We start from the raw sequence: 23,839 nt of genomic DNA, 5'->3' as shown, positions 1-23,839 counted from the left end.
CTTCTCCTCTCGCTGTTATTCATTCGGAAAGCGGATGTCGAAGGCGGCGCGGACCTCGATCATGCCGTAGCGCGCAACAGGGAAGGTGGCGGCAATTTCAGTCGCTTCCTCCATATCCCGGGCCTCGATCAGCACGAAGCCGCCGAGATGTTCCTTGATCTCCGCGAACGGGCCGTCGGTCACGGCGGTTTCGCCCCTGCGCACACGAACTGTTTTCGCAGTCTCCGGTTCGCGCAGGGCATTGGCGACGATGAGGTGGCCGCTCTCGCGCAGCCGGTTGTCGTTATCGACCGAATCCTGGGTCAGCTTTCGCCCCTCCTGTTCGGAAATCTTGGCGATCTCGGATGTCTCGAACCAGATCTGGCAAAGAAACTTCATCTGAACCTCCTCAAGCATCCGGGCCGAAGTTATGGATTGGCCGCACCTCGATCGCGCCGAGCTTGGCGAGCGGAATGCCGGCGGCGACGCGGATCGCATCGTTCAGATCCTTCGCCTCGATCAGGATGAAGCCGCCAAGATATTCCTTGGTCTCGATGAAAGGCCCGTCCGTCACCGACGTCTCGCCATTGCGGACCCTTACCGTCACCGCAGACTTCGGCGATTGCAGCGCTTCGGCATGGATCATATTGCCGCTCGCCATCAGATCCCGGTCATAGCCGAGCGAATCCGAATCGAGCTTATGTTTTTCATCCTTGGTCATGACGTCGAGCGTCGTGCCATCGAACCAGACCTGGCAGAGATATTTCATCGCAGCGTCTCCTCTCTCAATTTGCTGACAGCCATAGACGAGCGGCTGCCAAGCAAATCGACATCCCGATCCGCAGCATGACAAAAATTTTCGGTGCTGTCGAAAAAGCCTAAGCCCGGTCGACCAGTTCCGTCATCTCAAAAAGGAGAAACGGACATGTACAATCTTGAAGCAGCCCTTGTCTACCATTGGCAGAAGAAGACCCTGTCGGACGAAGAGATCTTTCAAATGTCAAATCCCGGCGAAGTGATCGCTCGCACAGCGATCGGATTTGCCATTTTTGCCGTGATGATTCTTGGTCTGAATTTGTGGGCAGTCCCAAACGACCAACGGCCGCAAGTCGCGGCCGCTTACCAGGTGCAATCGTTGTCGGCAGAAAAGCAATAGGATGAAGCCCCATCGCCTTGCTGGCTCGTGGCTTACTGGAATGCCGTTTCGAAGAAGCTGCGCAGCTTGCGCGAATGCAGCGCTTCCGGCGGCATGGCGGCCAGTTTCTGGATCGCGCGGATGCCGATCTGCAGATGCTGGTTCACCTGGGTGCGATAGAAGGCCGTCGCCATGCCCGGCAGCTTCAGTTCGCCATGCAAAGGCTTGTCTGAAACGCAGAGCAGCGTGCCGTAGGGAACGCGGAAGCGGAAGCCGTTGGCGGCGATCGTCGCCGATTCCATATCGAGCGCGACCGCACGGGCTTGCGATAGCCGCTTGACCGGGCCGGCCTGATCGCGCAGTTCCCAGTTGCGGTTGTCGATGGTGCCGACCGTGCCGGTGCGCATGATGCGCTTCAGCTCGAAGCCTTCATAGCCGGTGATTTCGGCAACGGCGGCTTCAAGCGCGACCTGCACTTCGGCCAGCGCCGGGATCGGCACCCAGACCGGCAGGTCGTCGTCAAGAACATGGTCTTCGCGCATATAGGCATGGGCGAGCACATAGTCGCCGAGCCGCTGACTGTTGCGCAGGCCGGCGCAATGGCCAAGCATCAGCCAGGCATGCGGACGCAGCACGGCAACATGGTCGGTGATCGTCTTGGCGTTGGATGGGCCGACGCCGATATTGATCATGGTGATCCCGGCATGGCCCTTCTTCTTCAGATGGTAGGCCGGCATCTGCGGCAGCCGCGGCGCGGTCACATCGCCCTCGGGCTGGCTGGAGCCAGCCTTCGTGATGATGTTGCCCGGTTCGACGAACTCGGTATAGCCGTCGCCGCCGCTCGCCATCAGGTCGCGCGCCCATTTGCAGAACTCGTCGATATAGAACTGATAGTTCGTGAACAGCACGAAATTCTGGAAATGCGCCGCACTGGTCGCCGTATAGTGGACGAGGCGGGCCAGCGAATAATCGATGCGCTGCGCGGTAAACGGCGCAAGCGGTGATGGCTCGCCCGGCGGCGGGATATATTCGCCGTTGGCGATTTCGTCGTCCGTGGTGTTCAAGTCCGGTGTGTCGAAGAGGTCACGCAGCGGAATATCTTCGAAAATACTGGCGGTTGCTTCGACGTGAGCGCCTTCGCCGAAGGCGAAATGAATCGGGATAGGTGTCGTCGATTCCGACACGACCACCGGAACATTATGGCTGCGCATCAGGAGCGTCAGCTGCTCCTTGAGATAATGCTTGAAGAGCTGCGGGCGGGTGATCGTCGTCGTATAGACGCCGGGCGCGGTGACATGGCCGTAGGAGAGGCGCGAATCGACATGGCCGAAGCTCGTCGTCTCGATGCTGACCTGCGGATAGAAGGCGCGATAGCGCGCGGTGATCGGCGCGCCTTTGGCGAGCTTGGTGAAATTGTCGATCAGGAACGCGGTGTTGCGATCGTAAAGTTCCGTCAACGCGTCCACGGCCTTGCCCGGATCATCGAAGGTCCTCGGCTGGAACGGGCTGGGAGAGGAAATGTCGAGGGGTGAAAAGGGAGAGATTCTGTTGCTCATGCGCCATTATAGAGTGTCGTTGGTTACAAGCAAACGACGTTGCAACAGGCGGCCCGGATTCTCGCAGCTATTTTTAGAGCCGCCCACTGGCCTGCGCGAGGATTACGCGCAGATGTTTGTTATTGTACCGTCGTGCAGTAAGGCGCGCCTGTCTGCACGCAGGTGAAGCTTGCGCCGAAGTGCGATTGTGCGCCGCTGCGGCCGGCGTGTTCGACCGCAACCGAGAAGCTGAATGCGAAGACGGCAGCAAACAGCATGATAACAACGAAGCGCCGTGCGATGATGATCGAGTCCATATTCCTGGCCTACCCGTGCCCTATACTGGACACTGTTTTGCCATGGTCAGGCTGAACAGGTGCTGAGATACCGGTTCATCCGGCGTTCAGAAATATTACCAGTTTCGAATGGTCGCCGGCCTCTCCTCGCAGGCAAATAACAAGAGCCCCCCGACGTCAGGCGGCAGCCACGTCGAGTGCTTTCTGGGACAGGCAGGTGCTGTTTTAGAGCTTCGTCCAGGTCTGCGATTTGCAAAATACCTTCAGCACGCAGCCCTGCATCTTGATCTTGTTGCCGCTGACCGTGCCGGAGCCGCTATAGGTTTTGTCTTCGGAGGGGTCGGTAAGCTCGCCCGTATAGCTGTTACCTGTGCCCTGCATCTTGCCGATCTGCTTGCCGGCATATTTGCCTGTCTTCAGGGTCACGCAATAGCTGTCGCCGCAGGGAGCGATGGCAGCCGTGTCGCCAGCAACCGTTTTCCAATTGCCGACGATCGGCTCTTCGGCAAGAGCGGCACTCGCACTCATCAGCAATGCGATCGCAAGAACGGTCGTGCGGATCATGGTGTCATTCCTCCCCCAAGGCGCATCCGGTTCTGTGACCGGGAATGCAGTGAGATTATCTAACGCGAACGTAAAGGTAAATACGGTTTTCGGAGCTCAAATACCCGTTTCGGCGGGTATCCGAGCGCCGTCGAAACACGACATCGAATTCAACTGCGCTCTTTTTGTGGTGAAGAAAGAGTTTAAATCCAAATCTTAACGGAAGGTTAAACTCGCCCGAAAATCCTTAATTTGCAAGGGAAGCGATGTTTAACAAAATCCCAAGTTTACCAAGCATTTGCACTTTGTTTGCATCGAATTAATCATGCATTTTAGGCGTTTTTTGAAAGCCGTCTGCGATAGTGAAGCCATCAAACGAGCGGGGCAAACCCGCCGGCCGGAAGAACCGGAAAGCCGCGAATGACGGCAAGGTTCGGACGGAAAACAGGGTAGATACGAACGGAAGTCAAACAGGGATAATTGCAATGGCACGCTTTGAAACGCCGATGTCTGGAAATGCCATGATGGGTGGTAACAGCGCCGATGCCCTTTGCGAACTGGGCGTGAACTACGCGACCGGCAGGGGCTGCAATGCAGACCTCGTCGCCGCCCACAAATGGTTGAATATCGCCGCCATCCGTGGCAGCGAGCGCGCCGCCGAGCTTCGTGCCGACGTCGCCGCGACCTTGACGAAGATGCAGCTCGCAGCAGCGCTGCGCGCCGCCCGCGAATGGATGACCACGCACTGACGCATGCCGCAAACGATTCGACGTACTGACTGATCTCGAAGGAGGGGATGTCGGCGATCGATGGGAGGCGAACGCCGAAATGATGAAAACCGCGACCAGCCGGAACAAGGCAGGCGCGGTTTCGTCATTTTGAGCTTAACCGATCGCCTTCAACACTTTGGGCAGCGCTTCGGCAAGCAGCTCCAGATCTTGCTTCGGGCCGACGCTGACGCGGATGCAGCGGTTGAGGGGCGCAACCCCCGGCATGCGGATGAAGACGCCGTGCTGGATCAGCCCATCGACGATGGCGCGGGCATAGGTGCCGTCGCGGCCGCAATCGATGGCAACGAAATTGGTGGCGGAGGCGAGAGGCAGCAGCCCGTTGACGCGGGCGATCGTGCCGATCTCCTCGCGCGCAGCCCGGATCTTGCCGATTACTTCGGCAAGATAGGCCTGATCCTTCAGCGCGGCGAGCGCCGCTACAGTCGCGAGCCTGTTCATGCCGAAATGATTGCGGATCTTGTCGAAGGCCAGCACGGTCTCCGGTGCGCCGATGACATAGCCGACGCGGGCGCCGGCAAGGCCATAGGCCTTGGAGAAGGTGCGGGTGCGCAAGACATTCGGCAGGTCGATCAGCGTTGAGATATCGGGCAGCGAGCTGGCAGGTCCGGTTTCGCTATAGGCTTCGTCGAGGATCAGCAGGCAGTTTTCCGGCAGCGCACGGGCAAAGGCAACGATCTTCTCGGCATCCCACCAGCTCCCCATCGGATTGTCGGGATTGGCGAAATAGACAAGCGGCGCATTCTCGCGCTTCACCGCTTCGAGCAATCCATCGAGATCCTCGCGATCATTGACGTAGGGCACAGTAACGAGGCGACCGCCGAAGCCGGCGACATGGAAATTGAAGGTCGGATAGCCGCCAAGCGAGGTGACGACGGGTGTGCCCGGTTCGATCACCATACGCGCGATCAGGCCAAGCAGGCTGTCGATCCCTTCGCCGACGGCGATATTGGCGGATTGAACGCCAAGATGGGCCGCAAGTGCCTGCTTCAGCTCGAAATTCTCCGGATCGTTATACATCCAGATATCGCCGGCCCGCTCGCGCATGGCCGCGATGACCGAGGGCGCCGGTCCAAAGCCGTTCTCATTGGCGCCGATACGGGCCTTGACCGTCAGCCCGCGCTGACGCTCCAGCGCTTCTGGGCCGACGAAAGGAACGGTGGAGGGAAGGGCGCTGATCAGCGGCGTGAAGCGCGAGAAGGCGGACATGCTGGCTTTGTTTCCCGAATTCGGTTGCTGGGTGCGGCAGAATAGGCGCTTGGCGGGTGGTTGCAAGAGCGGAAAATCGTTCGTTTGCATTGCGCCGTTTGCAGTCATCGCAATCGATGGGGTCACTTCTTCGATAATCTATAAAACAGAGGAAACGCGCTTCACCAGACGGCTGCGTGTTCCCTCTAATGCGCCGTCGAAGTCGGAGCGGCAGCAGCTTTTGGGCCGCCACCGATTCCAGTTACAAACCTGCCTCAGCCATCCAGAGTTCAGCATCCGCACCGCCCGGAATTCGCAGCGGGGCGGATGGATCGGTGGCTGCCCGCCACACTGCCTTCGCCACGTCGGGCGCGTGGGTTACAGGACCGGTATCGTCCTGCACATTCTTGACAAATTGCTGAATGAGCGGCGCATAATCAGGATCGTCCAGACCACGCAAATGTGGACGCGCATTCTCCCCAAAGCGAGTTTCCGGCGACCGGCCTGGCAGGACAATATGCACCCGCACGCCAAATGGCTCCATCTCCACTGATAAGGACTCGGTGAAAGCGTTCACCGCTGCCTTGCTCGCCCGGTAGATCCCAATCACCGGCAAAGGCTTGACCGTCACCGTAGAGGTGACGTTGACGACGACCCCGGCCCGACGTTGACGCATCTGGGGCAATACGGCCTGAACCATCGCCAATGTGCCGATCGTATTTGTCTGGAATAGCGACTGCACCGTCTCCGGCGCAGTCAGCTCGATCGGTGAGGGCGCTCCGAAACCGGCATTGTTGACCAGTACGTCTATCGGGCCGGCGGCCTTCACGGCGTCCGCGATGCTTGTCGGATTGGTGACGTCGAGCGCGAGAATACGCAAGCGTTCGGAAACCGGTAGCAGCTCGGGTTTGGGCGTGCGCATTGTCGCGATGACATCCCACCCTCGTTCAAAAAACAGTTTCGCAGTCTCCAGGCCGAAGCCAGACGAGCAACCAGTAATCAATATCGTGGACATGAGTCTCTCCAACAAAAGGGATGATGCCATGGTAGTGACCGGGAGAGAGACTTTATATATGCTATAGTCTCCATTTCTTTAGCGTTAGTCCTGATTATGACCGTCGATCCCCTTGCCGAAATCGTCACGCTGCTGCAGCCGGCCGCACGCTTTTCGAAGCTGGTGGAATGCGCCGGCGCCTGGCGAATTCATCGCGAGGCCACAGGCGAGCCATTCTACTGCGCAATCCTTGAGGGGCGTTGCCGCGTAACGTTCGGAGGACATCAGCCTTTCATCCTCCGAGCCGGCGATTTCGTGCTCGTGCCGGCCATGCGCGAGCTTGTCAACGAGAGCGTCGACGCACCGGTCGGTCTGTCCGCCATGGTTCCAACGCAGCTGAGTGGCGGCCATTTCCGCGTCGGCCGCCTCGAAGGGCCGCCGGACCTGCGCATGCGCATAGGGCATTGCAGCTTCGGCGCGCCGGATGCGGCCTTGCTCGTTTCCCTCTTGCCTGATGTCGTTATCGTTCGCGGCGAGCCCCGACTCGCGACGCTGATGCAATTGGTCGGTGAGGAAACGCGCGAGCGCCGGCCGGCACGCGAACTCGTGCTGGAGCGGCTGCTGGAGGTGTTGTTGATCGAGGCATTGCGATCCGGCACGGAAACAACCGTCACGTCGAGCTTGAGTCGCGGCCTTGCCGATGAACGCCTAGCCGCAGCACTTCACGCGATGCATGCGCGTCCTGCCCATCCTTGGACTGTCGCGGATCTTGCGACCGAAGCGGCCCTGTCCCGATCGGCTTTCTTTGCGCGTTTCAGCCGCGTCGTTGGCCTGCCGCCAATGGAATATTTATTGGCTTGGCGCATGGCTCTTGCAAAGCAGCTATTGCGCAGCCGCGAATTGGGGATTGATCAGGTAGCTGAACGCGTTGGCTACGGATCGGCAAGCACTTTCAGCGTCGCCTTTGCGCGATACGCAGGCATGCCGCCTGCACGATATGCCCGCGGCGACGTGCGAAGCGATTGAGGACGTGAAGCCGAATTTAAACCGGCCGCCTTCTGCCGCGCGCAGCCAGCGCTTCGACGTTGCCGATCATGAAATCGGCGCGCACGACGCGGCGAAGCGTCTCCGGTTCGATCAGGTTGATGAAGCGGACATGGACGCGGTTGTCGATGCGGCTGACCTCGGCGCAGGCTATGCGGTAGGCGAGACCGAGGATGTTCAGATAGTAGTGGGTCGGCAGGCCTACCGTCGTGGCGACGGTGAAGCTCGCGCCACCGCGCGAGATGTCGGTAATCTCGGCGCTGCGCACCGAAATGCCGTTGAGACAGGGACGAACAGCCACGAGACGCGCCGGCCGCTGGACGTAGAAACGTTCCCAGCTGCGTTCGTAGACTTCGGATTTGACTTTCGCCAGATGGGTTGCGCGAATCATTGTCATTCCCTGTTGGAAAACAGACCGAATTCATCTCGGTTACAGCATGAACCTTGCACGGAGATTTTGCAGAAGCGTCAATTGCATTGGTAGAATTTTAACGGGTTCGTCTTTTGTACCGATTTGGGCGCATCTTGACAGGAGCATCGGCTTCGATCATACGAACGAGCGGTTCGAGGCGCCTGCCGCTCGCGGATGAAAATCCAAGGTGAAGTCCTCGCTGTTTTAGGTCACGGCCATTCAGGGCATGCTGACTGACGGTAATGCGAGCTCCGTTCCACAGTCGTAAATGCGTGCCTTAGCAAAGGCTAATCCTATGACGACGTATCCGTCCATAGATGAATTGAAGGCTCAGGCCCGGCGTCTGCGTCAGGCGATGGCCGAGCGCGGCGACGACATGAGCCACTCGACAGCGCTGGAGCTGATCGCGAAGCAACACGGGCTGCGCGATTGGAACACGCTCTCGGCGCTTGCGGCAAAACCGAATGACGGGCCGGATGCGCCCCTCGATGTCGGCTCCGCCGTTCGCGGGCGCTATCTGAACAAGCCGTTCACCGGCAAGGTTCTCGCGATGTCCGCGAAATCCGGCGGGCTCTACAGGATCACCATCCACTTCGACGAACCGGTCGATGTAGTGGAGTTCGAGAGCTTCTCGGCATTCCGCCAGCGCATAAATGCCCAAGTCGATGCCGACGGCATTTCGCCGCGCAGGACATCGAACGGCGTGCCGCATCTGGTTCTCGACCTTTAATCTTCATCCCTGCTTGTCACGCCGCTATCTTTGCCGCTCGCGAGCGATTCCGTCCGGATACCACCATGACGCACACCCTCGAAAACAATATGTTTCTCACCGGCTGGCTGCCGGGCGTCTTTGCCAAGACAGCCGCGCCGATCATCATCATCACGACAGTCAGCGGCCTCTTTGCCGTCGTCGACGCCTATTTCCTCGGCGTCTATGTCGGCGCCGAGGCGCTCTCCGCCGTCAGCCTCATCTTTCCCGCGCTGATGCTGCTGATCGCGCTGCAGACGCTGGTTTCAAACGGCATGGCGAGCATTCTCGCCCGCCGTCTCGGCGCCGGAAATCGTGACGCCGCGAAGTCCGTGTTTACCGGCGCCCATACGCTGGCGCTTGCCGTCGTGGTGGCGATCAACCTCGTCTACTGGCTCGCAGGCCGGCAGTTCATTGCCGTGGCAGCGGCGGGAAACGCCGATGTTGCCCGCAGCGCCGAGGCCTTCATGGGCGTCATGGTCGCCTTCGCGCCGATCAGCTTCTTTCTTTCGATCCATCTCGACGGGCTGCGTTGCGAAGGAAAGCTCGGCTTCATGACGCTGGTGACGCTTGCCTCGACGCTGCTGAACATTCTGGCAAACTGGCTGCTGATGGCGGTCTTTCAATGGGGCGTCGTCGGCTCCGCTGGCGGCTCGGTCCTGGCGCAATTCATCTGCCTGATGATCGTCATCATCTATCGCCTGCATCGGCCGAATGGCCTTTGGATCGACATGGCGCTGCATGTTCGCGAGTGGCGCGGCATCTTCGCCTTCGGCGCTCCTATGAGCCTTGGTTTCATCGGTATTTCGCTGAGCTCGGCGGCGATCCTCTTCAACGTGTCGATCTGGCATGAGGGGGATTATGTCGCGACCGTCGGCGCATACGGAATCGTCACAAGAGTAATGACCTTCGCCTATCTGCCGCTGCTGGGCTTGAGCATCGCGTTGCAGACCATATCAGGCCATAATCATGGCGCCGCCCTTCCAGCCCGCGTCGGTCATAGCGTCCTGATCGCCCTGATTTCGGCTCTGGTCTATTGCGGCGCCGTCGAACTCATCGTCGAGCTGCTGGCGAGACATCTGGGTTCAATCTTCGTCGCCGATCCCCTGATCGTCGCGGAAGTCGGCCGCATCCTGCCCTGGACGATCGGCGCCTACTTCCTCTTCGGTCAGGCGATCATCCTGTCATCTTATTTCCAATCCATCGGCGATGCGAAGCGCGGCGCGATCTTCGGTCTGTCACGGTCCTACCTGTTCACCTTGCCGCTGACATTCCTCCTGCCGCTCGTCTTCGGCGAACGCGGGATCTGGATGACGCCGATCTTCGCTGAGATGGGAATGATCCTGCTCACCTGGCTGGTATTGTCGCGCAATGCAAGGGATCGCAAATGGCGCTATGGCTTGTTGCCGGCATGAGAATGGAAAAGGCCGCGCTTTCGAGCACGGCCTTTTCGCTATGAGCCTATATCAGGCGTCATTCAGGACTTGAGCAGCCATTCATGTTCCACGGCATTGTGGAATTTCCAGATCCGCTTAGGCCCGGCCATGACATTCAAGTAATAGAGGTCGTAGCCGTGGCAGGCGGCGCAGGGGTGATATCCCCTAGGCACCAGCGTCACGTCGCCATCCTCCAGCACCATGACTTCGTCCAGCGATCGGTCGTCGGTATAGACACGCTGGAAGCCGAAACCCTGTGGCGGATTGAGGCGGTGATAGTAGGTCTCCTCCAGGAAGCTCTCGTTCGGGAGATTGTCTTGATCGTGTTTGTGCGGAGGGTAGGAAGACGTGTGTCCGCCCGGCGTGATCACCTCTACGACGAGCAGCGAATGCGCCGCGCCATCGTCTTCCGGCATGATGTTGTTGACGTGGCGGACATTGGTGCCCTTGCCGCGCGTCAGCGCCGGATGCGTGCCCGGCGGAATGGCGCGAGCTTCATAGGAGCCGCCGCCCGGGGCCGAGCAGACGGCCAGTTCCAGATCGGTCTCGGCAGTCACCGACCAGCTCGAGCCTGCTGGAATATAGAGCGCGTGGGGGGCGCCCTCGAAGGGGCTCATGCGCCCGCCGAGCAAGCCAAAATCCTTAGTCCCCGCCTTGGCGCTTCCCTTGCCACTGACCCAGACAAGGCAGACTTCGCGATCGCCGGTTTCGGCCGAAGCGGTTTCGCCCGGCTTCAGGCGGTGGAGATCGAAGCCGACATAGGTCCAGCCGGCGCTTTCTGGTGTGACATGGGTGACGCGGCCATGCGAGCCGCTAGATTTGACCTTCAGATTGGGCATGGTCTTGCTCCATTGCTTGGAGAGTACCCCTCGCCAACCTGTGACGGAGGAGAGGGGTGCTCGTCTTCCGTTATCCCTTGGGAAAGCCTTCGGTTTCCACCGTGTAGCCTGCGGCCGTCATGACGCGCATCAGCTCGGCATGGCCAATCTCGGCCATCTTCTGCGGCGGCGCCTTGCGCGGATCCTGTTCGGCCTCGACCACGAACCAGCCTTCATAGCCGTAATCGGCGAAGCGCTGGACGATCGCTCCGAAATCGAGCGAACCATCCCCCGGCACCGTGAACGCGCCGAGCGCGACAGCATCGAGGAAGGACTGCCGGCTGCGATCCAGCCCATCGACGACCGACTTGCGGATATCCTTGACGTGAACGTGGTTGATACGGGCGTGGTGATTATCGATGGCGCGCAGCACGTCGCCGCCGGCAAAGGCGAGATGGCCGGCATCGAGCAGCAGCGGAATGCCTGCACCGGTATTGCGCATGAAGGCGTCAAGTTCAGGCTCGGTTTCGACCACGGCCGCCATGTGGTGGTGGTAGGAGAGCGGCATGCCTTGGTCGGCACACCATTCGCCGAACTCGGTGACGCGGCGGGCATAGGCCTTCATCTCGTCATCCGAAAGGCGCGGCTTGGTGGCGAGCGGCTTGGAGCGGTCGCCCTGGATCGAGCGGCCGACCTCGCCATAAACGATGCAAGGCGCGCTGACGGCCTTGAACAGTTCGATCATCGGCGCGATGCGGTCCTTGTTTGCCGCAAGCTCCTCGTTGACGAGCGTGCCCGAGAACCAGCCGCCGCAGAGCGTCACGTCGGCGGCGCGCAGGATTGGCAGCATCTCATCAGGGTTGCTGGGGAAGCGCCGGCCCTGTTCCATGCCGGTGAAGCCCGCGCCGCGCGACTGGCGAAGGCATTCCTCAAGGGATACGTCGTCGCTGAGCTCAGGAAGATCGTCGTTCCACCAGGCGATGGGCGACATGCCGAGTTTGGCCTTCATCAATGGTCTCCTTGAAAACACTGTTGGAGGAGCTGAAACGCTCCTCCAGAAATAGGACAGAAATCAATCAGCCGATGCGCTGGGCGGCGCGGGCCTTTTCATAGGCGGCGCGGGCCTTGTTGACCTCGGCGCGCGGGCTAACCTCGGGAACGGCGACATCCCACCAGTGGCCGCCTTCGTCGGTGGTGATCAGCGGGTCGGTGTCGATGACGATGACCGAGCTGCGATCGTTCTTCTTCGATGCTTCGATGGCCTGTTCCAGCTCAGCGATGGAAGCGACCTTCACGGCAATCGCACCCATGCTGGCAGCATGCGCCCGGAAGTCGATCTCCGGCATCACTTCGAACCGCGAGTCCTTCAAGAGGTTGTTGAAGTTTGCGCCACCGGTCGCCATTTGCAGGCGGTTGATGCAGCCATAGCCGCGGTTGTCGAGCAGCACGACGGTGATCTTCAGGCCGAGCATGACAGAGGTCGCCAGTTCGGAATTCATCATCATGTAGGAGCCGTCGCCGACCATGACGACGACATCCTTCTCCGGCCGAGCCATCTTCACGCCGAGGCCGCCGGCAATCTCATAGCCCATGCAAGAGAAGCCATATTCCATGTGATAGCTGCCGGGTGCGGTCGCCGGCCAGAGCTTGTGCAGCTCGCCGGGCAGGCCGCCCGCCGCGCAAACGAGAATGCTGTCCTTGCCGCCGAGCGTCCGCGTAACAGCGCCGATGACCTGGGCGTCGGAGGGCAGAGCGGCATTGGTCGTCGCCATAGCCTTGGCGGCAGCCTCCATCCAGACCTGCTTTTCTTTCGTCGCCTTTTCGGCCAGCAACGCCGGAGCGCGCCAATTCGCCAGGTCGGCGGAAAGCGCCTTCAGTCCCTCGCGCGCATCCGTCACCAGTGGGTGACTATTGTGCTTGAGAGCGTCGTAGGCCGCGATATTGAGGCCGATCATGGCCAGCTTTTCATTCTTGAACAGCGCCCAGGAGCCGGTGGTGAAATCCTGGCAGCGGGTTCCCACAGCGATCACCAGATCAGTCTCCTCGGCAATGGCATTGGCCGCCGATGTGCCCGTCACGCCGACGGAACCAAGCGCCAGGGGATGCGTCTCGTCGATGGCCGATTTGCCGGCCTGCGTAACGACGACAGGAATACCATGAGCTTCGGCAAAAGCGGCCAGTTCCTTCGTCGCCTGCGAATAGAGCACGCCGCCGCCGGCAAGAATAACCGGCTTTTCGGAGCGGCGGATCAATGCAATGGCATTGGCAAGTTCGTCTGCATCCGGCTGCGGACGGCGCGGCACCCAGACATGCTCCTCGAAGAAGCTTTCCGGATAATCGAAGGCTTCGGCCTGCACGTCCTGACACAGCGACAGCGTCACAGGACCGCAATCAAGGGGATCGGTCAGCACCTGCATGGCGCGCTTCAACGCCGATATGATCTGCTCGGGGCGGGTGATGCGGTCGAAATAGCGCGAGACGGGGCGGAAGGCGTCATTGGCCGACACGGTGCCGTCGCCGAAATCCTCGATCTGCTGCAGTACCGGATCGGGCGCGCGGTTGGCAAAGACGTCGCCGGGCAGGAAGAGAACGGGGATGCGGTTGACGTGCGCAACGCCGGCCGCCGTGACCATGTTCAACGCGCCAGGGCCGATGGAGGTCGTGCAGGCCATGAAGCGCTGGCGGAAGCTTGCCTTGGCATAGGCAATAGCAGCATGGGCCATGCCCTGCTCGTTGTGGGCACGGAAGGTCGGCAATTCCTCGCGTACCTGATAGAGCGCCTCGCCGATGCCGGCGACGTTGCCGTGACCGAAGATCGCCCAGACGCCGCCGAAAATCGGCTGCTTCTGCCCGTCGATGACGGTCATCTGCTTCTTGAGGAAATGCGTGACGGCCTGTGCCATCGTCAATCGGATCGTCTTGCCCATCGGGCGCCTCCCAAATGCTTGTTTCTTACAGGCCGCGGGTTTTAAGCCACGCTTGCGTCAATTGCCGGAAGCGGCCGGCCATATCGGCAATCGCTTCCTCGTCGTTCATGCCACCCGACAGCCACGCGCGGGCCGCATCGGAGAAGATGGTCCGCCCGACGGCGAAACCCTTGACCGAAGGGGCCGCCAGCGTTGCCTCGAAACTGCGGATCAGTTCCTCCGCCGGTGCCTCCAGGCCAAGCAGCACGATACCGCGGCACCATGGATCATTTTTGGCGATCACGGCATCGATTTTTTTCCAGGCGGCCGTCGATTCCTGCGGTTCCAGCTTCCACCAATCCGGCTTGATGCCGAGCGCGTAAAGCTCTTCCATCGCCGTTGGGATAGTATCGTCGGTCAGCGGTCCGTTTTTGCTGGCAATGATTTCGACCAGAAGCTCGCGGCCAACCTTGCGCGCGGCTTCGAACAGCGTCCGCAGCTTCTCCTGCTGCTCCGCCTTCAGCTCCTTCGGATCGTCTGGATGGTAGAAGCACAGGCATTTGATGCAATGGTTGAGCGGCCATTCAACGAGCTGTGAGCCGATATCCTGGCTGAACTCGAATTTCAGCGGCTTCGATCCCGGCAGCTCGACGGGGCGGCCGATCCAGGAGAAATTCTTGATTGCCGCATCGAAGAAGGCGTCGCGCCCGAAGCGTTCATCGATCAGCATGCCATAGCCCTGGCGGCCGTCGGCCACACGCGCCGCAGCCTCGACCGCGAGCCGCTTGAAGGCGACGATCTTGTCGTAACCGACGCTTAGCTCATCGCAGACGCTGACGAGCTGCGAACGATGGTCGATCGCAAGCGCCATTAGCAGCGGGATTTCGTCGCCGCGACGGGTCGTCGCCCAATGAATGTGGTTGATCGCCTCGTCCTTGCGCAGCGCCCTGTGCTCGCTGCCCGTCTTCAGGAAGAAATCGAGCTCCGTCCACGTCGGATATTCCGGTGAGCAGAGCAGGCGGGAAACGGCAAAGGCGCCGCAGGCATTCGCCCAGGTGGCGCAGGTCTTCAGCGGTTCGCCACGCAGATAGCCGCGCAGGAAGCCCGACATGAAGGCATCGCCCGCGCCGAGAACATTGAAGACCTCGATCGGGAAACCCTGGCCGACGATGCCGGCTTCGAGATCGTCGGAGATCGGGCCGTCATAGACGATGCAGCCCATCGCGCCGCGCTTGAGCACGATGGTCGCTGGAGAGAGGCGGCGGATTTCCTTGAGCGCGCCGAGCACGTTGTCGACGCCCGAGCCGATCATGATCTCTTCTTCCGTGCCGACGATCAGGTCGCAATCCGGCAGCGTTTCCCTCATCTTCGAGGAAACGCGATCCGATTTCACATAGCGCTCGAAACCCTCGGCATGACCGGCAAGACCCCATAGATTTGGCCGGTAGTCGATGTCGAAGATCACCTTGCGGCCGTTCGCCTTGGCAATGCGGATCGCCTTGCGCTGCGCCGCTTCGGTATTGGGCTTGGAAAAATGCGTGCCGGATACCAGCACTGCGCCGGAGGACTTGATGAAGCCTTCGTCGATATCATCCTCGCTCAGCGCCATGTCGGCGCAGTCGGAGCGATAGAAGATCATCGGCGAGACGCCCTCGGCCTCGACCGCCAGCAGCACCAGCGCTGTCAGCCGCTCCTTGTCCGTCGCGATCCCATCGACCGCCACGCCCTCGCGCGCCGCCTGTTCGCGGATGAAGCGGCCCATCTGCTCGTCGCCGACGCGGGTGATCAGACCCGATTTCAAACCGAGTCGTGCGGTGCCGATGGCGATATTGGCCGGGCAGCCGCCGACCGATTTGGCAAAAGAGGCTATATCTTCCAGGCGCGAGCCGATCTGCTGGCCGTAAAGGTCGACGGAGGATCGGCCGATAGTGATCACATCGAGTTTTGTCTCCGGCTGTGCGCCAGGATTGTCGTGTGCCATGATGTCCTCCCGTCGGGGCATGACCTCTTCTGCTTTTCAGCCTGCGCCGAGATCATGCGTTATTGAAAGTGCCGGTGCTCTTTTCGTCCCGGCTGCTATGGATCTGGCGACCATCTCCCGCGGCCGTGATCTTGGTTGTAGTGAAACATTGGTTCCGAGATTTTGTCAATTCGGAATGTTTATTCCATTTTCGTTTTATCGGCTTTTGTCGCAGCTTTTCGCCGGCGCTCGGCAATGGCAACCGGAAAGGCCATGATCAGCGCCATCGACGCCGACAGCGAGCGGAAACCGGCAAAATCGGCTTCCGCCACTTCAAACCAGTAATCCGCGCAGGCAGTAAGCGGCGAGAAGGCCGAATCGGTAATGGCGATGACGGGCACCTTGCGCGCTGCAAGATCCTGTGCCTGCGCTAAGCTGTCGGCGGCATAGGGCGAAAAGCTCGCTGCGATCGCTGCGTCCTTCTCCGTGGCGAAGCGGGTGATCTCGCCGTCGATGCCGTTCGGCGAGGCTACGATCTGGTGACGTATGTTGAGCTTGGAAAAAGCATAGGTCATATGTGCCGTCAGCGGATAGGAGCGGCGCTTGGCGATCAGATAGATTGTCTCGGCCGCTGCAAGCACGTCGATGGCTTTGGCGAAGGTGTCGGTCTCGATGGTTGCGGCGAGCTTGTTGACGGATTGGCTCGCCGCAGAGAGGAAGCCCGAGAGAATACTGGCCTCTTCGTTCTCTACGCCGGAGCGTTCGAGCGTTACCAACCGCTCCTCATAACTCAGCGTCCGGTCGCGCAGCCGCTCGCGAAAGATGCTCTGAAGATCGGAAAAGCCCTCATAGCCGAGGTGATGGGCAAGGCGCACCAGCGTGGAGGGTTGAACTTCGGCGGCAGTGGCGATGCTCGCCGTCGTGCCGAAGGCGATCTCATCGGGATTGCCGAGCGCGAAGGCGGCAACCTGCGCGAGGCGCTTTGGCATGGCGTTCTTGCGCTCGATGATGATGCTGCGCAGGCTTTCGAAGTCGCGCGGCACCCTGGTTTGCGTCTCGACATTGTTGTCCATGCGCCGTCCTTCAGCTCCCCACATGCCCGCAATGAAACAGATATTCCATATTTGCAACGATACCGGATTTTGAATCGTTCGGCACGAATAATTTTAAGCTAATGAATTTACACATATAAATATGGGTTTTCGTCATTTCGGATTGAAGTCGATACCATGAGTGCGCTTGTCAAAACGGTCTAAATATTCCAAAAATCGTCCACTTCGGGAGAATATGTGAGGAGGAAAGGCAAATGAAGCCATTGGGCGTTGGATTGATCGGCACCGGTTATATGGGCAAATGCCATGCGCTAGCCTGGAATGCGGTCAAAACAGTATTCGGTGATGTCGCGCGGCCGCACCTGGTGCATCTTGCCGAAGCCAATGCCGATCTGGCAAAGGCGCGTGGTGACGAATTCGGCTTCGAAAAGGCAACGGCGGACTGGCGCGTTCTCATCGCCGATCCCGATGTCGACGTCGTCTCAGTCACGACCCCCAACCAGTTCCACCCGGAAATGGCGATCGCAGCCCTTGAAGCTGGCAAGCACGTTTGGTGCGAAAAGCCGATGGCGCCGTCCTATGGCGATGCCGAGCGCATGCTGGCCGCAGCCAAGGCCTCCGGCAAGGTCGCCATCCTCGGTTATAATTATATCCAGAACCCGGTGATGCGTCACATCAAGGCGCTGATCGCAGAAGGGGCGATCGGCGCGGTCAATCACGTCCGTGTCGAGATGGACGAGGATTTCATGGCCGATCCGAACGGTCTCTTCTATTGGAAGAGCGAACTTGCTTCCGGTTACGGCGCTTTGGATGATTTCGCCGTGCATCCGCTTTCGCTTCTCTGGTTCCTGTTCGGCCACGTCGAGGCCGTGATCACCGATATGGTGAAGCCCTATGCCGAACGTCCCCTAAAGGACGGCGGCACCCGCGCCGTCGAAAACCACGATCTCGCCAATGTGCTGATGCGGCTTGGCGGCGGCATTTCCGCGGTGCTCATGGCCAATCGCTCTGCCTGGGGCCGCAAGGGGCGGATAGCCCTGCAGATCTTCGGCTCCAAGGGCTCGATCTCCTATGACCAGGAGCGCATGAACGAATTCGAGCTTTATCAGGCCGAGGGCAGGGACAGCGAGCAGGGCTTCCGCAAGGTGCTGGCCGCACCCGCGCACAAGCCCTATGACCGTTTCATCCCGGCGCCCGGTCATGGTCTTGGCTTCAACGATCTGAAGATCATCGAGTGCCGAGAGCTGATCAGAGCCATATCAGGCGAGGCTGCGTCAGTCGTGACTTTCAAAGACGGCCTGCGCATCGAAAAATCGGTGCACGCCATGGCCCAATCCTTCCACGAACGCCGCTGGGTCGAAATATCAAGCTGAGCGTTTGGCCTAATTTTCTCCCGATCCGGGGCGCAGGGTCAGCCGTGATTGACGCTTGCGGATGCAGGCGTTACCCCTGAAGTCCATAGGCAGCCTTCCGCGCAACGCGGAAGGAGCGGCATAATAACATGGAGTACGGAACGTGACGGGCAGATTGGTCATTGTCGGGGCCGGACAGGCGGGTTTTGCGCTTGCGGCCAAGTTGCGCGGGCTGGGTGATTCGCGGCCGATCACCATCGTCGGTGCCGAGGAAAACCTTCCCTACCAGCGCCCACCTTTGACCAAGAAGTACCTGCTGGGCGAGATGGCTTTCGATCGCCTGCTGTTCCGGCCCGAACATTGGTACGCCGACAATAATGTCGAGATTCGTGTGTCCACCTGGGTCGAACAGATCGATCGTGCCGCAAAGCAGATCGTCATGCAGGACGGCTCCAGGGTGGATTACGAGACCCTAGCGCTTGCGACTGGCTCGACGCCCCGCCGCCTGCCGCCCTCCGTCGGCGGCGCGCTCGAAGGCGTCTATCTCGCCCGTGACAAGCGAGACGCCGATCTTCTTGCTGGCGAAATGCGCCCAGGCCGCCGGGTGCTCATCATCGGCGGCGGCTATATCGGGCTTGAGGCCGCTGCTGTCGCGCGCCATCGCGGCCTTGAGGTCACGCTCATCGAGATGGGCGACCGGATATTGCAGCGTGTGGCGGCCAAGGAAACCGCCGATATTTTCAGAGCCATTCATCAAAAGCACGATGTCGTCATTCGTGAGAAGACCGGCCTGAAGCAGCTCATCGGGCGTAACGATCATGTCATCGCCGCCGAATTGTCCGACGGGTCTACCATCGATGTCGATTTCGTCGTCGTCGGCATCGGCGTCGCCCCGAATGACAGGCTCGCCAAGGAGGCCGGTCTCGAGGTCGGCAACGGCATCGTCGTCGATTCGTTCGCCCGCACCTCTGATCCCACGATCTTCGCCATGGGCGATTGCGTAGAATTGCCCTGGGAGGGCGGCCGCATCCGGCTCGAATCGGTGCAGAACGCTGTCGATCAGGCTGAGGCCGCGGCGGGAATCATAGCCGGCGGCGAAAAAGCCTATGATCCAAAGCCGTGGTTCTGGTCGGATCAATATGACGTCAAGCTGCAGATCGCCGGCTTCAACCTGGGTTACGACGAGACCCTTCTGCGTCCGGGCCTCCGCGAGGGCGCGGCTTCCGTCTGGTATTTCAAGCAGGGCCGCTTCATCGCCGTCGACGCGATAAACGACGCAAAGGCCTATGTGACCGGCAAGAAGCTGCTGGAAACCGGCGCCAATCCATCCAGGGAGATCCTTGCCGACCCGGCCGCGGATTTGAAGCAGCTGCTGGCTTGATGTGAATTTTCGAGCCCGCCGGAGCATGGTTCGGTCGACAATCGCCTGTTGCTGAATCATGGAAAGAACGTACACAAGCGCGAAAAAGCGCTTGCGTCGATAAATGAATGGCCCTATCAGGGCCGCACCGGAGAGGTGGCCGAGTGGTCGAAGGCGCTCCCCTGCTAAGGGAGTATACCAGAAATGGTATCGTGGGTTCGAATCCCATCTTCTCCGCCATTTTCCCGAGTATCCTACCCTGCAGGCGACGGCCCGCGATCTTGGCGCTGCGCCAAGCCGATCAAGGCCAGCTATTATCGGGAATTTCGGCCTGCAAAGCCTTCGTAGCGCTTCAGATATGCTATGAGCGCGCGCAGCTTGGGAGCCATGTTCCGTCGGTTGGGATAGTAGAGGTAGAAGCCCGGAAAATAGGGGCAATATTCCTCCAGGATCGGCACCAGTTCGTTTCTGCCGATGAAGGCGCGAAAGCTTTCCTCCATTCCGAAAGTGATTCCCGCTCCGGCGACGGCCAGCCTGATCATCACGCCCATGTCATTCGTCGTCACCTCCGGCGCGACCTCTACCCGGAATTCCTTGCCTGCCTCGGCAAACTCCCAACGATAGGGGACAGCCTTCGGTGAGGATCGCCAGCCTATGCATCGATGCATCGAGAGTTCTTTCGGATGCGTGGGGATGCCGAATCGGTCGCGATAGGCCGGGGAACAGACGGCCAGTTGCCGCTCGTCACCGGCGACCGGTACGGCAATCATGTCCTGCTCGATGACTTCGCCAAGCCGGACGCCCGCGTCGTAACCTTCCGATACGATGTCGAATTCCTCGTCCGTGACGGTGATGTCGAGCTGAATTTCGGGATTGGCGTCCGCAAAGCCTGCGAGAAAGTCGCCGGCGAGAAAACGCTCCGCGATCGACGAGACGGCAAGCCGTAATTGACCGCGAGGTTGGGTGCGCAAAGTCTCCGTCTTTTCCATAGCGGTACGTATGTCCGAGATTGCCGGCTCCACCTCCGCATAAAGCCGTTCGCCAGCCTCGGTCAGGCTGACGCTGCGGGTTGTGCGCTGCAGCAGCGCGATGCCCATGCTCTCCTCCAATCGCCGGATCGTCTGGCTGATTGCCGAGCGGGTGACGCCGAGCCTATCGGCAGCGGCGCGAAAATTGCGCTCCTGAGCGACCAGGATGAAGACGGAGAGGGCATTGAGATCAGGCCACATTGGTAACTTTTACTTTCCAAGCTGTCACTGAATGGATGTCTTATCACGACAATGAAGCGCTGTATCCTTCTCGTATCCGGTTCTGGAAGAGAACCGTTCATATAAGAAGGAGTGATTGAATGCCCATCGATAAAGTCATTCTCATTACAGGTGCCTCCAGCGGTATCGGCGCGGGCATCGCCCGCGAACTCGCTTCTGCCGGCGCAAGGGTCATGCTGGGCGCCAGGCGCATCGACAGATTGGAAGCATTGGCGGCCGAGATGCGGGAAAAGGGCGGCACGGTCATGACCCGCCGGCTCGATGTCACCGACAGGGTTGACGTAGCTGCCTTTGCAGAGGCGGCACGCCTGGCGTGGGGAAGCGTCGATGTGATCGTCAATAATGCCGGCATCATGCCGCTTTCCCTAATGGCCTCGATGAAGGTCGAGGAATGGGACAGAATGGTCGACGTTAACATCAAGGGCGTGCTTCACGGCATTGCGGCGGTCCTGCCGGAAATGACGGCGCGTGGTTCCGGCCACATCATCAATATCGCCTCGATCGGGGCGCTGGCTGTCTCTCCGACCGCCGCCGTCTATTGCGCGACCAAGTATGCCGTTCGGGCGATCTCCGATGGGCTGCGGCAGGAATGCCGCGACATCCGGGTCACCTGCATCCATCCGGGCGTCGTCGAGAGTGAGCTCGCCGATACGATCACCGATCCGGTGGCAGCCGAAGCGATGAAATCCTATCGAGCCGTTGCGCTGACTCCCGATGCCATCGGTCGGGCGGTGCGCTTCGCCGTCGAGCAGCGCGATGATGTCGATGTCAATGAAATCGTCGTCCGCCCGACGCGGGCGGCGCATTGATCCGCTCCCTTGCTCTCATCCTGGCAGGCATCCTGTTCGCTTCGCCGGCACTTTCCGAGGATCGAATCCAAATGAAGAAACCGACTCGCGCTTACGCCGGCATGTGGGTGACCGCAGACGGTCATATCCGCCATGAACTCCTGCCGAACGGCCGCTATATCGAGGCGCGGGGGAGCCGTGAGCGTGCCTATCAGGGGCGCTACGTGTTGACTGGGGATCATATCGACTACTGGGACGACACCGGTTTCACCGCAGATGGCGACTTTATCAATGGCGTGCTCCATCACGCCGGGATGATCCTCTATCGAAGGAAATGATGGTTCGGAGCGGCGTTTGGTACTCAGCGGCCCTTCCTTTTCCAATGGCTGCCTGCACTTGTCCGAATCGCTCATCCTGGAATCACCCGCGTCCTTGCTTCGTTTTGGGACGCGGGTGGAAGTCACAAGTGGCTATTTGTCCGGCGACGAAGCGAGGCCAGTGCCGCAAAGAGCTTGCCGGACCGCGCAAAAATCCGCCGGTTAGCCATGGAATGGCCATTTCCCCGCCTTTTTCCAGCTGACTGAAGCTATTCCAGCCGTTGGCGTAAGTACCCGTAGATTAAGACGTTTCTTAACGAAGTCTAAATAAATGCGGCCACCGTGTCGCCGACTTGTGTCCTTTCAGCAACAGGAATTGCGGAAGGCTTACGCAAATCCCCCTTTCGGAGAAGATGTCGATTGCGTGACAGGCCGCGTCTTGTATTTTCACTCTCGGAAGCGAGGGCGATTGATCGTCCACTTCTTGAAACACGAGGATGGGGCAGGGAATGCCTTCGGGTAGTTCTCATTCTCGAGATAAAACTTTGACTGGAGGTCAATATGAACATCAAGAGCCTTCTTCTCGGCTCCGCTGCTGCGCTTGCAGCAGTATCCGGCGCTCACGCGGCTGACGCAATCGTCGCTGCTGAGCCCGAGCCGCTGGAATACGTTCGCATCTGCGACGCATACGGTGCTGGTTACTTCTTCATCCCGGGCACCGAAACCTGCCTCAAGATCGGCGGTAAGGTTCGTACCGAAGGCAAATGGTACGATGCTTACGACGCAGACAGCCACAATGGCACTCTCTGGCACACGCGTGCTGAGCTGCAGCTGCAGACGGCAACCGACACCGAATACGGCCCGCTGAAGACCAACACCGAAATGCGTTGGGACTGGAATGACGGCAACGCGACGTCGACCAACCTGCTGCACGCCAGCATCAGCCTCGGCGGTTTCACCGTTGGTAAGGAAGACTCGCAGTTCAACGTCTTCACCGGCTACGCCGGCGACGTCATCAACGACGACGTGGTCTATGACGGCCCGTACGAACTGAACCAGATCACCTACAACTACGACGCCGGCAACGGCTTCACGGCTGTGATCTCGGTTGAAGACAGCAACTCGGGCGCTGGCGCAACTGGCGCAAACGGCGAAGACAGCACCAACCACTACCTGCCTGACGTTGTTGCCGGTGCTGGTTACAAGGCTGGCGCATGGTCCTTCAAGGTCGTTGGCGGTTACGACTCGATCGTCGAAGAAGGCGCCATCAAGGCTCGTGTAGACGCTGACTTCGGCGTATTCTCGGCCTTCTTGATGGGCGGCTGGAACACCGACGGCGACAAGCTCAACAAGTACGCTGGTGCAGGCAGTGAAGGCATCGGCTGGGGCGACTGGGCTGTCTGGGGTGGCGTTGGCGTACCGGTCAACGAAAAGCTGAAGTGGAACCTGCAGCTCGCTTACACCGACTCCAAGGTCTTCGCCGCTACCACGAACGTCAAGTGGAACCCGGTCAAGAACCTGCTCATCGAGCCGGAAGTCTCCTACACCAACTGGGACTCCATCAACAAGGACCAGTGGGCTGGTATCCTTCGCTTCGAGCGCTCGTTCTAATCTGATTTGACTTCGGTCATATGAGATTTCTCACTTCGGTGAGGAAAAGCCCGGTCGAAAGGCCGGGCTTTTTGCGTTATCGGCAGCGGCATTTCTTTCTGATCTTGAAGATAGACGCGACCATCTTGGTATGGCGCATTTTTCTCTGCGGATATTGCCTATCGCGCGAAAGTTCTTTTCATGCAATTTTAGAGTTCGCTCCGGGTGCTTCGGAAGTATGACAGATTTGCGACGTGATTTTTGTGCAACGCACTCTTTTGAAACAGCTGTCACAATTGTTCATAGTTTCTCTCTGATATTGCTCTGAAA

24 protein-coding genes and 1 tRNA gene are annotated in these 23,839 nt (G+C 59.7%); 11 read left to right on the top strand and 14 right to left on the bottom strand.

Annotation, left to right across the window (positions count from 1 at the left end; genetic code table 11):
• Window positions 1-15: 15 nt before the first annotated feature.
• Both FHT73_RS07180 and FHT73_RS07175 read right to left on the bottom strand, forming a co-directional pair.
• On the bottom strand, window positions 16-378 hold the full coding sequence (locus FHT73_RS07180) for a YciI family protein (protein ID WP_183710579.1): 363 nt from the start codon (window positions 376-378) through the stop codon (window positions 16-18).
• 10 nt (window positions 379-388) lie between these two features.
• Complete coding sequence (locus tag FHT73_RS07175; RefSeq protein WP_183710577.1) at window positions 389-748, bottom strand: YciI family protein; 360 nt, start codon at window positions 746-748, stop codon at window positions 389-391.
• Between the two features lie 156 nt (window positions 749-904).
• Between FHT73_RS07175 and FHT73_RS07170 the strand changes: the two genes are divergently transcribed.
• The gene (locus FHT73_RS07170) at window positions 905-1,135 is read left to right on the top strand and encodes a hypothetical protein (RefSeq protein WP_183710575.1); all 231 of its coding nucleotides are present in this window, start codon (window positions 905-907) and stop codon (window positions 1,133-1,135) included.
• Window positions 1,136-1,167: 32 nt separating this feature from the next.
• On the opposite strand, the gene FHT73_RS07165 is transcribed toward FHT73_RS07170, so the two are convergent.
• From FHT73_RS07165 to FHT73_RS07155, 3 genes are all read right to left on the bottom strand, one after another.
• Window positions 1,168-2,670 (bottom strand): AMP nucleosidase, encoded by a 1,503-nt coding sequence (locus tag FHT73_RS07165; protein ID WP_183710573.1) that lies wholly within the window; start codon window positions 2,668-2,670, stop codon window positions 1,168-1,170.
• Window positions 2,671-2,789: 119 nt separating this feature from the next.
• A complete protein-coding gene (locus FHT73_RS07160; protein WP_015339266.1) occupies window positions 2,790-2,966 on the bottom strand; it encodes a hypothetical protein in 177 nt (58 codons plus the stop codon).
• A gap of 204 nt (window positions 2,967-3,170) precedes the next feature.
• On the bottom strand, window positions 3,171-3,509 hold the full coding sequence (locus FHT73_RS07155) for a DUF2147 domain-containing protein (protein WP_112335671.1): 339 nt from the start codon (window positions 3,507-3,509) through the stop codon (window positions 3,171-3,173).
• A gap of 464 nt (window positions 3,510-3,973) precedes the next feature.
• Between FHT73_RS07155 and FHT73_RS07150 the strand changes: the two genes are divergently transcribed.
• Complete coding sequence (locus FHT73_RS07150; RefSeq protein ID WP_015339268.1) at window positions 3,974-4,237, top strand: sel1 repeat family protein; 264 nt, start codon at window positions 3,974-3,976, stop codon at window positions 4,235-4,237.
• Window positions 4,238-4,372: 135 nt separating this feature from the next.
• Here FHT73_RS07150 and FHT73_RS07145 read toward each other — a convergent pair whose 3' ends face one another.
• Together FHT73_RS07145 and FHT73_RS07140 are read right to left on the bottom strand one after the other, a co-directional pair.
• Window positions 4,373-5,485 carry a pyridoxal phosphate-dependent aminotransferase gene (locus tag FHT73_RS07145; protein WP_183710571.1) on the bottom strand — a complete coding sequence of 371 codons (1,113 nt, stop codon included), beginning with the start codon at window positions 5,483-5,485 and terminating at the stop codon, window positions 4,373-4,375.
• A 241-nt stretch (window positions 5,486-5,726) separates the two neighbouring features.
• Window positions 5,727-6,479, bottom strand: coding sequence for an SDR family oxidoreductase (locus FHT73_RS07140; RefSeq protein ID WP_183710569.1), 753 nt, complete (start codon window positions 6,477-6,479; stop codon window positions 5,727-5,729).
• A 96-nt stretch (window positions 6,480-6,575) separates the two neighbouring features.
• Here FHT73_RS07140 and FHT73_RS07135 point away from each other — a divergent pair, with 96 nt between their 5' ends.
• Window positions 6,576-7,484 carry an AraC family transcriptional regulator gene (locus FHT73_RS07135; protein WP_112607439.1) on the top strand — a complete coding sequence of 303 codons (909 nt, stop codon included), beginning with the start codon at window positions 6,576-6,578 and terminating at the stop codon, window positions 7,482-7,484.
• A 16-nt stretch (window positions 7,485-7,500) separates the two neighbouring features.
• On the opposite strand, the gene FHT73_RS07130 is transcribed toward FHT73_RS07135, so the two are convergent.
• Window positions 7,501-7,899: a PilZ domain-containing protein gene (locus FHT73_RS07130; protein ID WP_183710567.1), complete on the bottom strand. Its 399-nt coding sequence runs from the start codon at window positions 7,897-7,899 to the stop codon at window positions 7,501-7,503.
• A gap of 310 nt (window positions 7,900-8,209) precedes the next feature.
• Here FHT73_RS07130 and FHT73_RS07125 point away from each other — a divergent pair, with 310 nt between their 5' ends.
• Both FHT73_RS07125 and FHT73_RS07120 read left to right on the top strand, forming a co-directional pair.
• Window positions 8,210-8,644: a glyoxalase superfamily protein gene (locus FHT73_RS07125; protein WP_112607435.1), complete on the top strand. Its 435-nt coding sequence runs from the start codon at window positions 8,210-8,212 to the stop codon at window positions 8,642-8,644.
• A 65-nt stretch (window positions 8,645-8,709) separates the two neighbouring features.
• Entirely contained in the window at window positions 8,710-10,077 is a 1,368-nt protein-coding gene (locus FHT73_RS07120; protein WP_183710565.1) for an MATE family efflux transporter, read from the top strand.
• A 62-nt stretch (window positions 10,078-10,139) separates the two neighbouring features.
• Here FHT73_RS07120 and iolB read toward each other — a convergent pair whose 3' ends face one another.
• From iolB to FHT73_RS07095, 5 genes are all read right to left on the bottom strand, one after another.
• Entirely contained in the window at window positions 10,140-10,937 is a 798-nt protein-coding gene (gene iolB / locus FHT73_RS07115; RefSeq protein ID WP_112335678.1) for a 5-deoxy-glucuronate isomerase, read from the bottom strand.
• 70 nt (window positions 10,938-11,007) lie between these two features.
• Window positions 11,008-11,925, bottom strand: a complete 918-nt coding sequence (gene iolE / locus FHT73_RS07110) for a myo-inosose-2 dehydratase (protein WP_183710563.1) — start codon at window positions 11,923-11,925, stop codon at window positions 11,008-11,010.
• A 67-nt stretch (window positions 11,926-11,992) separates the two neighbouring features.
• Complete coding sequence (iolD, locus tag FHT73_RS07105) at window positions 11,993-13,843, bottom strand: 3D-(3,5/4)-trihydroxycyclohexane-1,2-dione acylhydrolase (decyclizing) (protein ID WP_183710561.1); 1,851 nt, start codon at window positions 13,841-13,843, stop codon at window positions 11,993-11,995.
• A 25-nt stretch (window positions 13,844-13,868) separates the two neighbouring features.
• Complete coding sequence (gene iolC / locus FHT73_RS07100; RefSeq protein ID WP_183710559.1) at window positions 13,869-15,803, bottom strand: 5-dehydro-2-deoxygluconokinase; 1,935 nt, start codon at window positions 15,801-15,803, stop codon at window positions 13,869-13,871.
• Window positions 15,804-15,982: 179 nt separating this feature from the next.
• On the bottom strand, window positions 15,983-16,855 hold the full coding sequence (locus FHT73_RS07095; RefSeq protein WP_183710557.1) for a MurR/RpiR family transcriptional regulator: 873 nt from the start codon (window positions 16,853-16,855) through the stop codon (window positions 15,983-15,985).
• A 233-nt stretch (window positions 16,856-17,088) separates the two neighbouring features.
• Between FHT73_RS07095 and FHT73_RS07090 the strand changes: the two genes are divergently transcribed.
• From FHT73_RS07090 to FHT73_RS07080, 3 genes are all read left to right on the top strand, one after another.
• Entirely contained in the window at window positions 17,089-18,207 is a 1,119-nt protein-coding gene (locus FHT73_RS07090) for a Gfo/Idh/MocA family oxidoreductase (RefSeq protein ID WP_183710555.1), read from the top strand.
• A 142-nt stretch (window positions 18,208-18,349) separates the two neighbouring features.
• The gene (locus tag FHT73_RS07085) at window positions 18,350-19,567 is read left to right on the top strand and encodes an FAD-dependent oxidoreductase (protein ID WP_183710553.1); all 1,218 of its coding nucleotides are present in this window, start codon (window positions 18,350-18,352) and stop codon (window positions 19,565-19,567) included.
• Window positions 19,568-19,696: 129 nt separating this feature from the next.
• Window positions 19,697-19,786: transfer RNA gene (locus tag FHT73_RS07080), tRNA-Ser, on the top strand.
• A 74-nt stretch (window positions 19,787-19,860) separates the two neighbouring features.
• Here FHT73_RS07080 and FHT73_RS07075 read toward each other — a convergent pair.
• On the bottom strand, window positions 19,861-20,775 hold the full coding sequence (locus tag FHT73_RS07075) for a LysR family transcriptional regulator (protein ID WP_183710551.1): 915 nt from the start codon (window positions 20,773-20,775) through the stop codon (window positions 19,861-19,863).
• A 119-nt stretch (window positions 20,776-20,894) separates the two neighbouring features.
• Between FHT73_RS07075 and FHT73_RS07070 the strand changes: the two genes are divergently transcribed.
• The 3 genes from FHT73_RS07070 to FHT73_RS07060 all read left to right on the top strand — a co-directional run bounded on the left by FHT73_RS07070 (window position 20,895) and on the right by FHT73_RS07060 (window position 23,530).
• Entirely contained in the window at window positions 20,895-21,623 is a 729-nt protein-coding gene (locus FHT73_RS07070) for an SDR family oxidoreductase (RefSeq protein WP_183710549.1), read from the top strand.
• A gap of 32 nt (window positions 21,624-21,655) precedes the next feature.
• Window positions 21,656-21,940: an Atu4866 domain-containing protein gene (locus FHT73_RS07065; RefSeq protein WP_246712072.1), complete on the top strand. Its 285-nt coding sequence runs from the start codon at window positions 21,656-21,658 to the stop codon at window positions 21,938-21,940.
• 540 nt (window positions 21,941-22,480) lie between these two features.
• Window positions 22,481-23,530 (top strand): porin, encoded by a 1,050-nt coding sequence (locus FHT73_RS07060; protein WP_112607393.1) that lies wholly within the window; start codon window positions 22,481-22,483, stop codon window positions 23,528-23,530.
• The last annotated feature ends 309 nt before the right edge of the window (window positions 23,531-23,839 follow it).

This window comes from Rhizobium sp. BK098 (assembly GCF_014193155.1).
Taxonomy (GTDB): Bacteria; Pseudomonadota; Alphaproteobacteria; order Rhizobiales; family Rhizobiaceae; genus Rhizobium.
The sequence above is the reverse complement of the archived record's forward strand: the minus strand, read 5'-3'. Positions and strand labels throughout refer to the sequence as shown.

Bases quoted from the DNA above. Each gene is read 5' to 3' on its own strand.
- FHT73_RS07170 (WP_183710575.1), top strand. From the start codon at position 905: ATGTACAATCTTGAAGCAGCCCTTGTCTACCATTGGCAGAAGAAGACC.
- FHT73_RS07145 (WP_183710571.1), bottom strand. From the start codon at position 5,485: ATGTCCGCCTTCTCGCGCTTCACGCCGCTGATCAGCGCCCTTCCCTCC.
- FHT73_RS07150 (WP_015339268.1), top strand. From the start codon at position 3,974: ATGGCACGCTTTGAAACGCCGATGTCTGGAAATGCCATGATGGGTGGT.
- FHT73_RS07140 (WP_183710569.1), bottom strand. From the start codon at position 6,479: ATGTCCACGATATTGATTACTGGTTGCTCGTCTGGCTTCGGCCTGGAG.
- FHT73_RS07165 (WP_183710573.1), bottom strand. From the start codon at position 2,670: ATGAGCAACAGAATCTCTCCCTTTTCACCCCTCGACATTTCCTCTCCC.
- iolE (WP_183710563.1), bottom strand. From the start codon at position 11,925: ATGAAGGCCAAACTCGGCATGTCGCCCATCGCCTGGTGGAACGACGAT.
- FHT73_RS07175 (WP_183710577.1), bottom strand. From the start codon at position 748: ATGAAATATCTCTGCCAGGTCTGGTTCGATGGCACGACGCTCGACGTC.
- FHT73_RS07180 (WP_183710579.1), bottom strand. From the start codon at position 378: ATGAAGTTTCTTTGCCAGATCTGGTTCGAGACATCCGAGATCGCCAAG.
- FHT73_RS07130 (WP_183710567.1), bottom strand. From the start codon at position 7,899: ATGACAATGATTCGCGCAACCCATCTGGCGAAAGTCAAATCCGAAGTC.
- FHT73_RS07155 (WP_112335671.1), bottom strand. From the start codon at position 3,509: ATGATCCGCACGACCGTTCTTGCGATCGCATTGCTGATGAGTGCGAGT.
- FHT73_RS07075 (WP_183710551.1), bottom strand. From the start codon at position 20,775: ATGTGGCCTGATCTCAATGCCCTCTCCGTCTTCATCCTGGTCGCTCAG.
- FHT73_RS07160 (WP_015339266.1), bottom strand. From the start codon at position 2,966: ATGGACTCGATCATCATCGCACGGCGCTTCGTTGTTATCATGCTGTTT.
- FHT73_RS07090 (WP_183710555.1), top strand. From the start codon at position 17,089: ATGAAGCCATTGGGCGTTGGATTGATCGGCACCGGTTATATGGGCAAA.
- FHT73_RS07125 (WP_112607435.1), top strand. From the start codon at position 8,210: ATGACGACGTATCCGTCCATAGATGAATTGAAGGCTCAGGCCCGGCGT.
- FHT73_RS07070 (WP_183710549.1), top strand. From the start codon at position 20,895: ATGCCCATCGATAAAGTCATTCTCATTACAGGTGCCTCCAGCGGTATC.
- FHT73_RS07095 (WP_183710557.1), bottom strand. From the start codon at position 16,855: ATGGACAACAATGTCGAGACGCAAACCAGGGTGCCGCGCGACTTCGAA.
- iolC (WP_183710559.1), bottom strand. From the start codon at position 15,803: ATGGCACACGACAATCCTGGCGCACAGCCGGAGACAAAACTCGATGTG.
- iolD (WP_183710561.1), bottom strand. From the start codon at position 13,843: ATGGGCAAGACGATCCGATTGACGATGGCACAGGCCGTCACGCATTTC.
- iolB (WP_112335678.1), bottom strand. From the start codon at position 10,937: ATGCCCAATCTGAAGGTCAAATCTAGCGGCTCGCATGGCCGCGTCACC.
- FHT73_RS07120 (WP_183710565.1), top strand. From the start codon at position 8,710: ATGACGCACACCCTCGAAAACAATATGTTTCTCACCGGCTGGCTGCCG.
- FHT73_RS07135 (WP_112607439.1), top strand. From the start codon at position 6,576: ATGACCGTCGATCCCCTTGCCGAAATCGTCACGCTGCTGCAGCCGGCC.
- FHT73_RS07060 (WP_112607393.1), top strand. From the start codon at position 22,481: ATGAACATCAAGAGCCTTCTTCTCGGCTCCGCTGCTGCGCTTGCAGCA.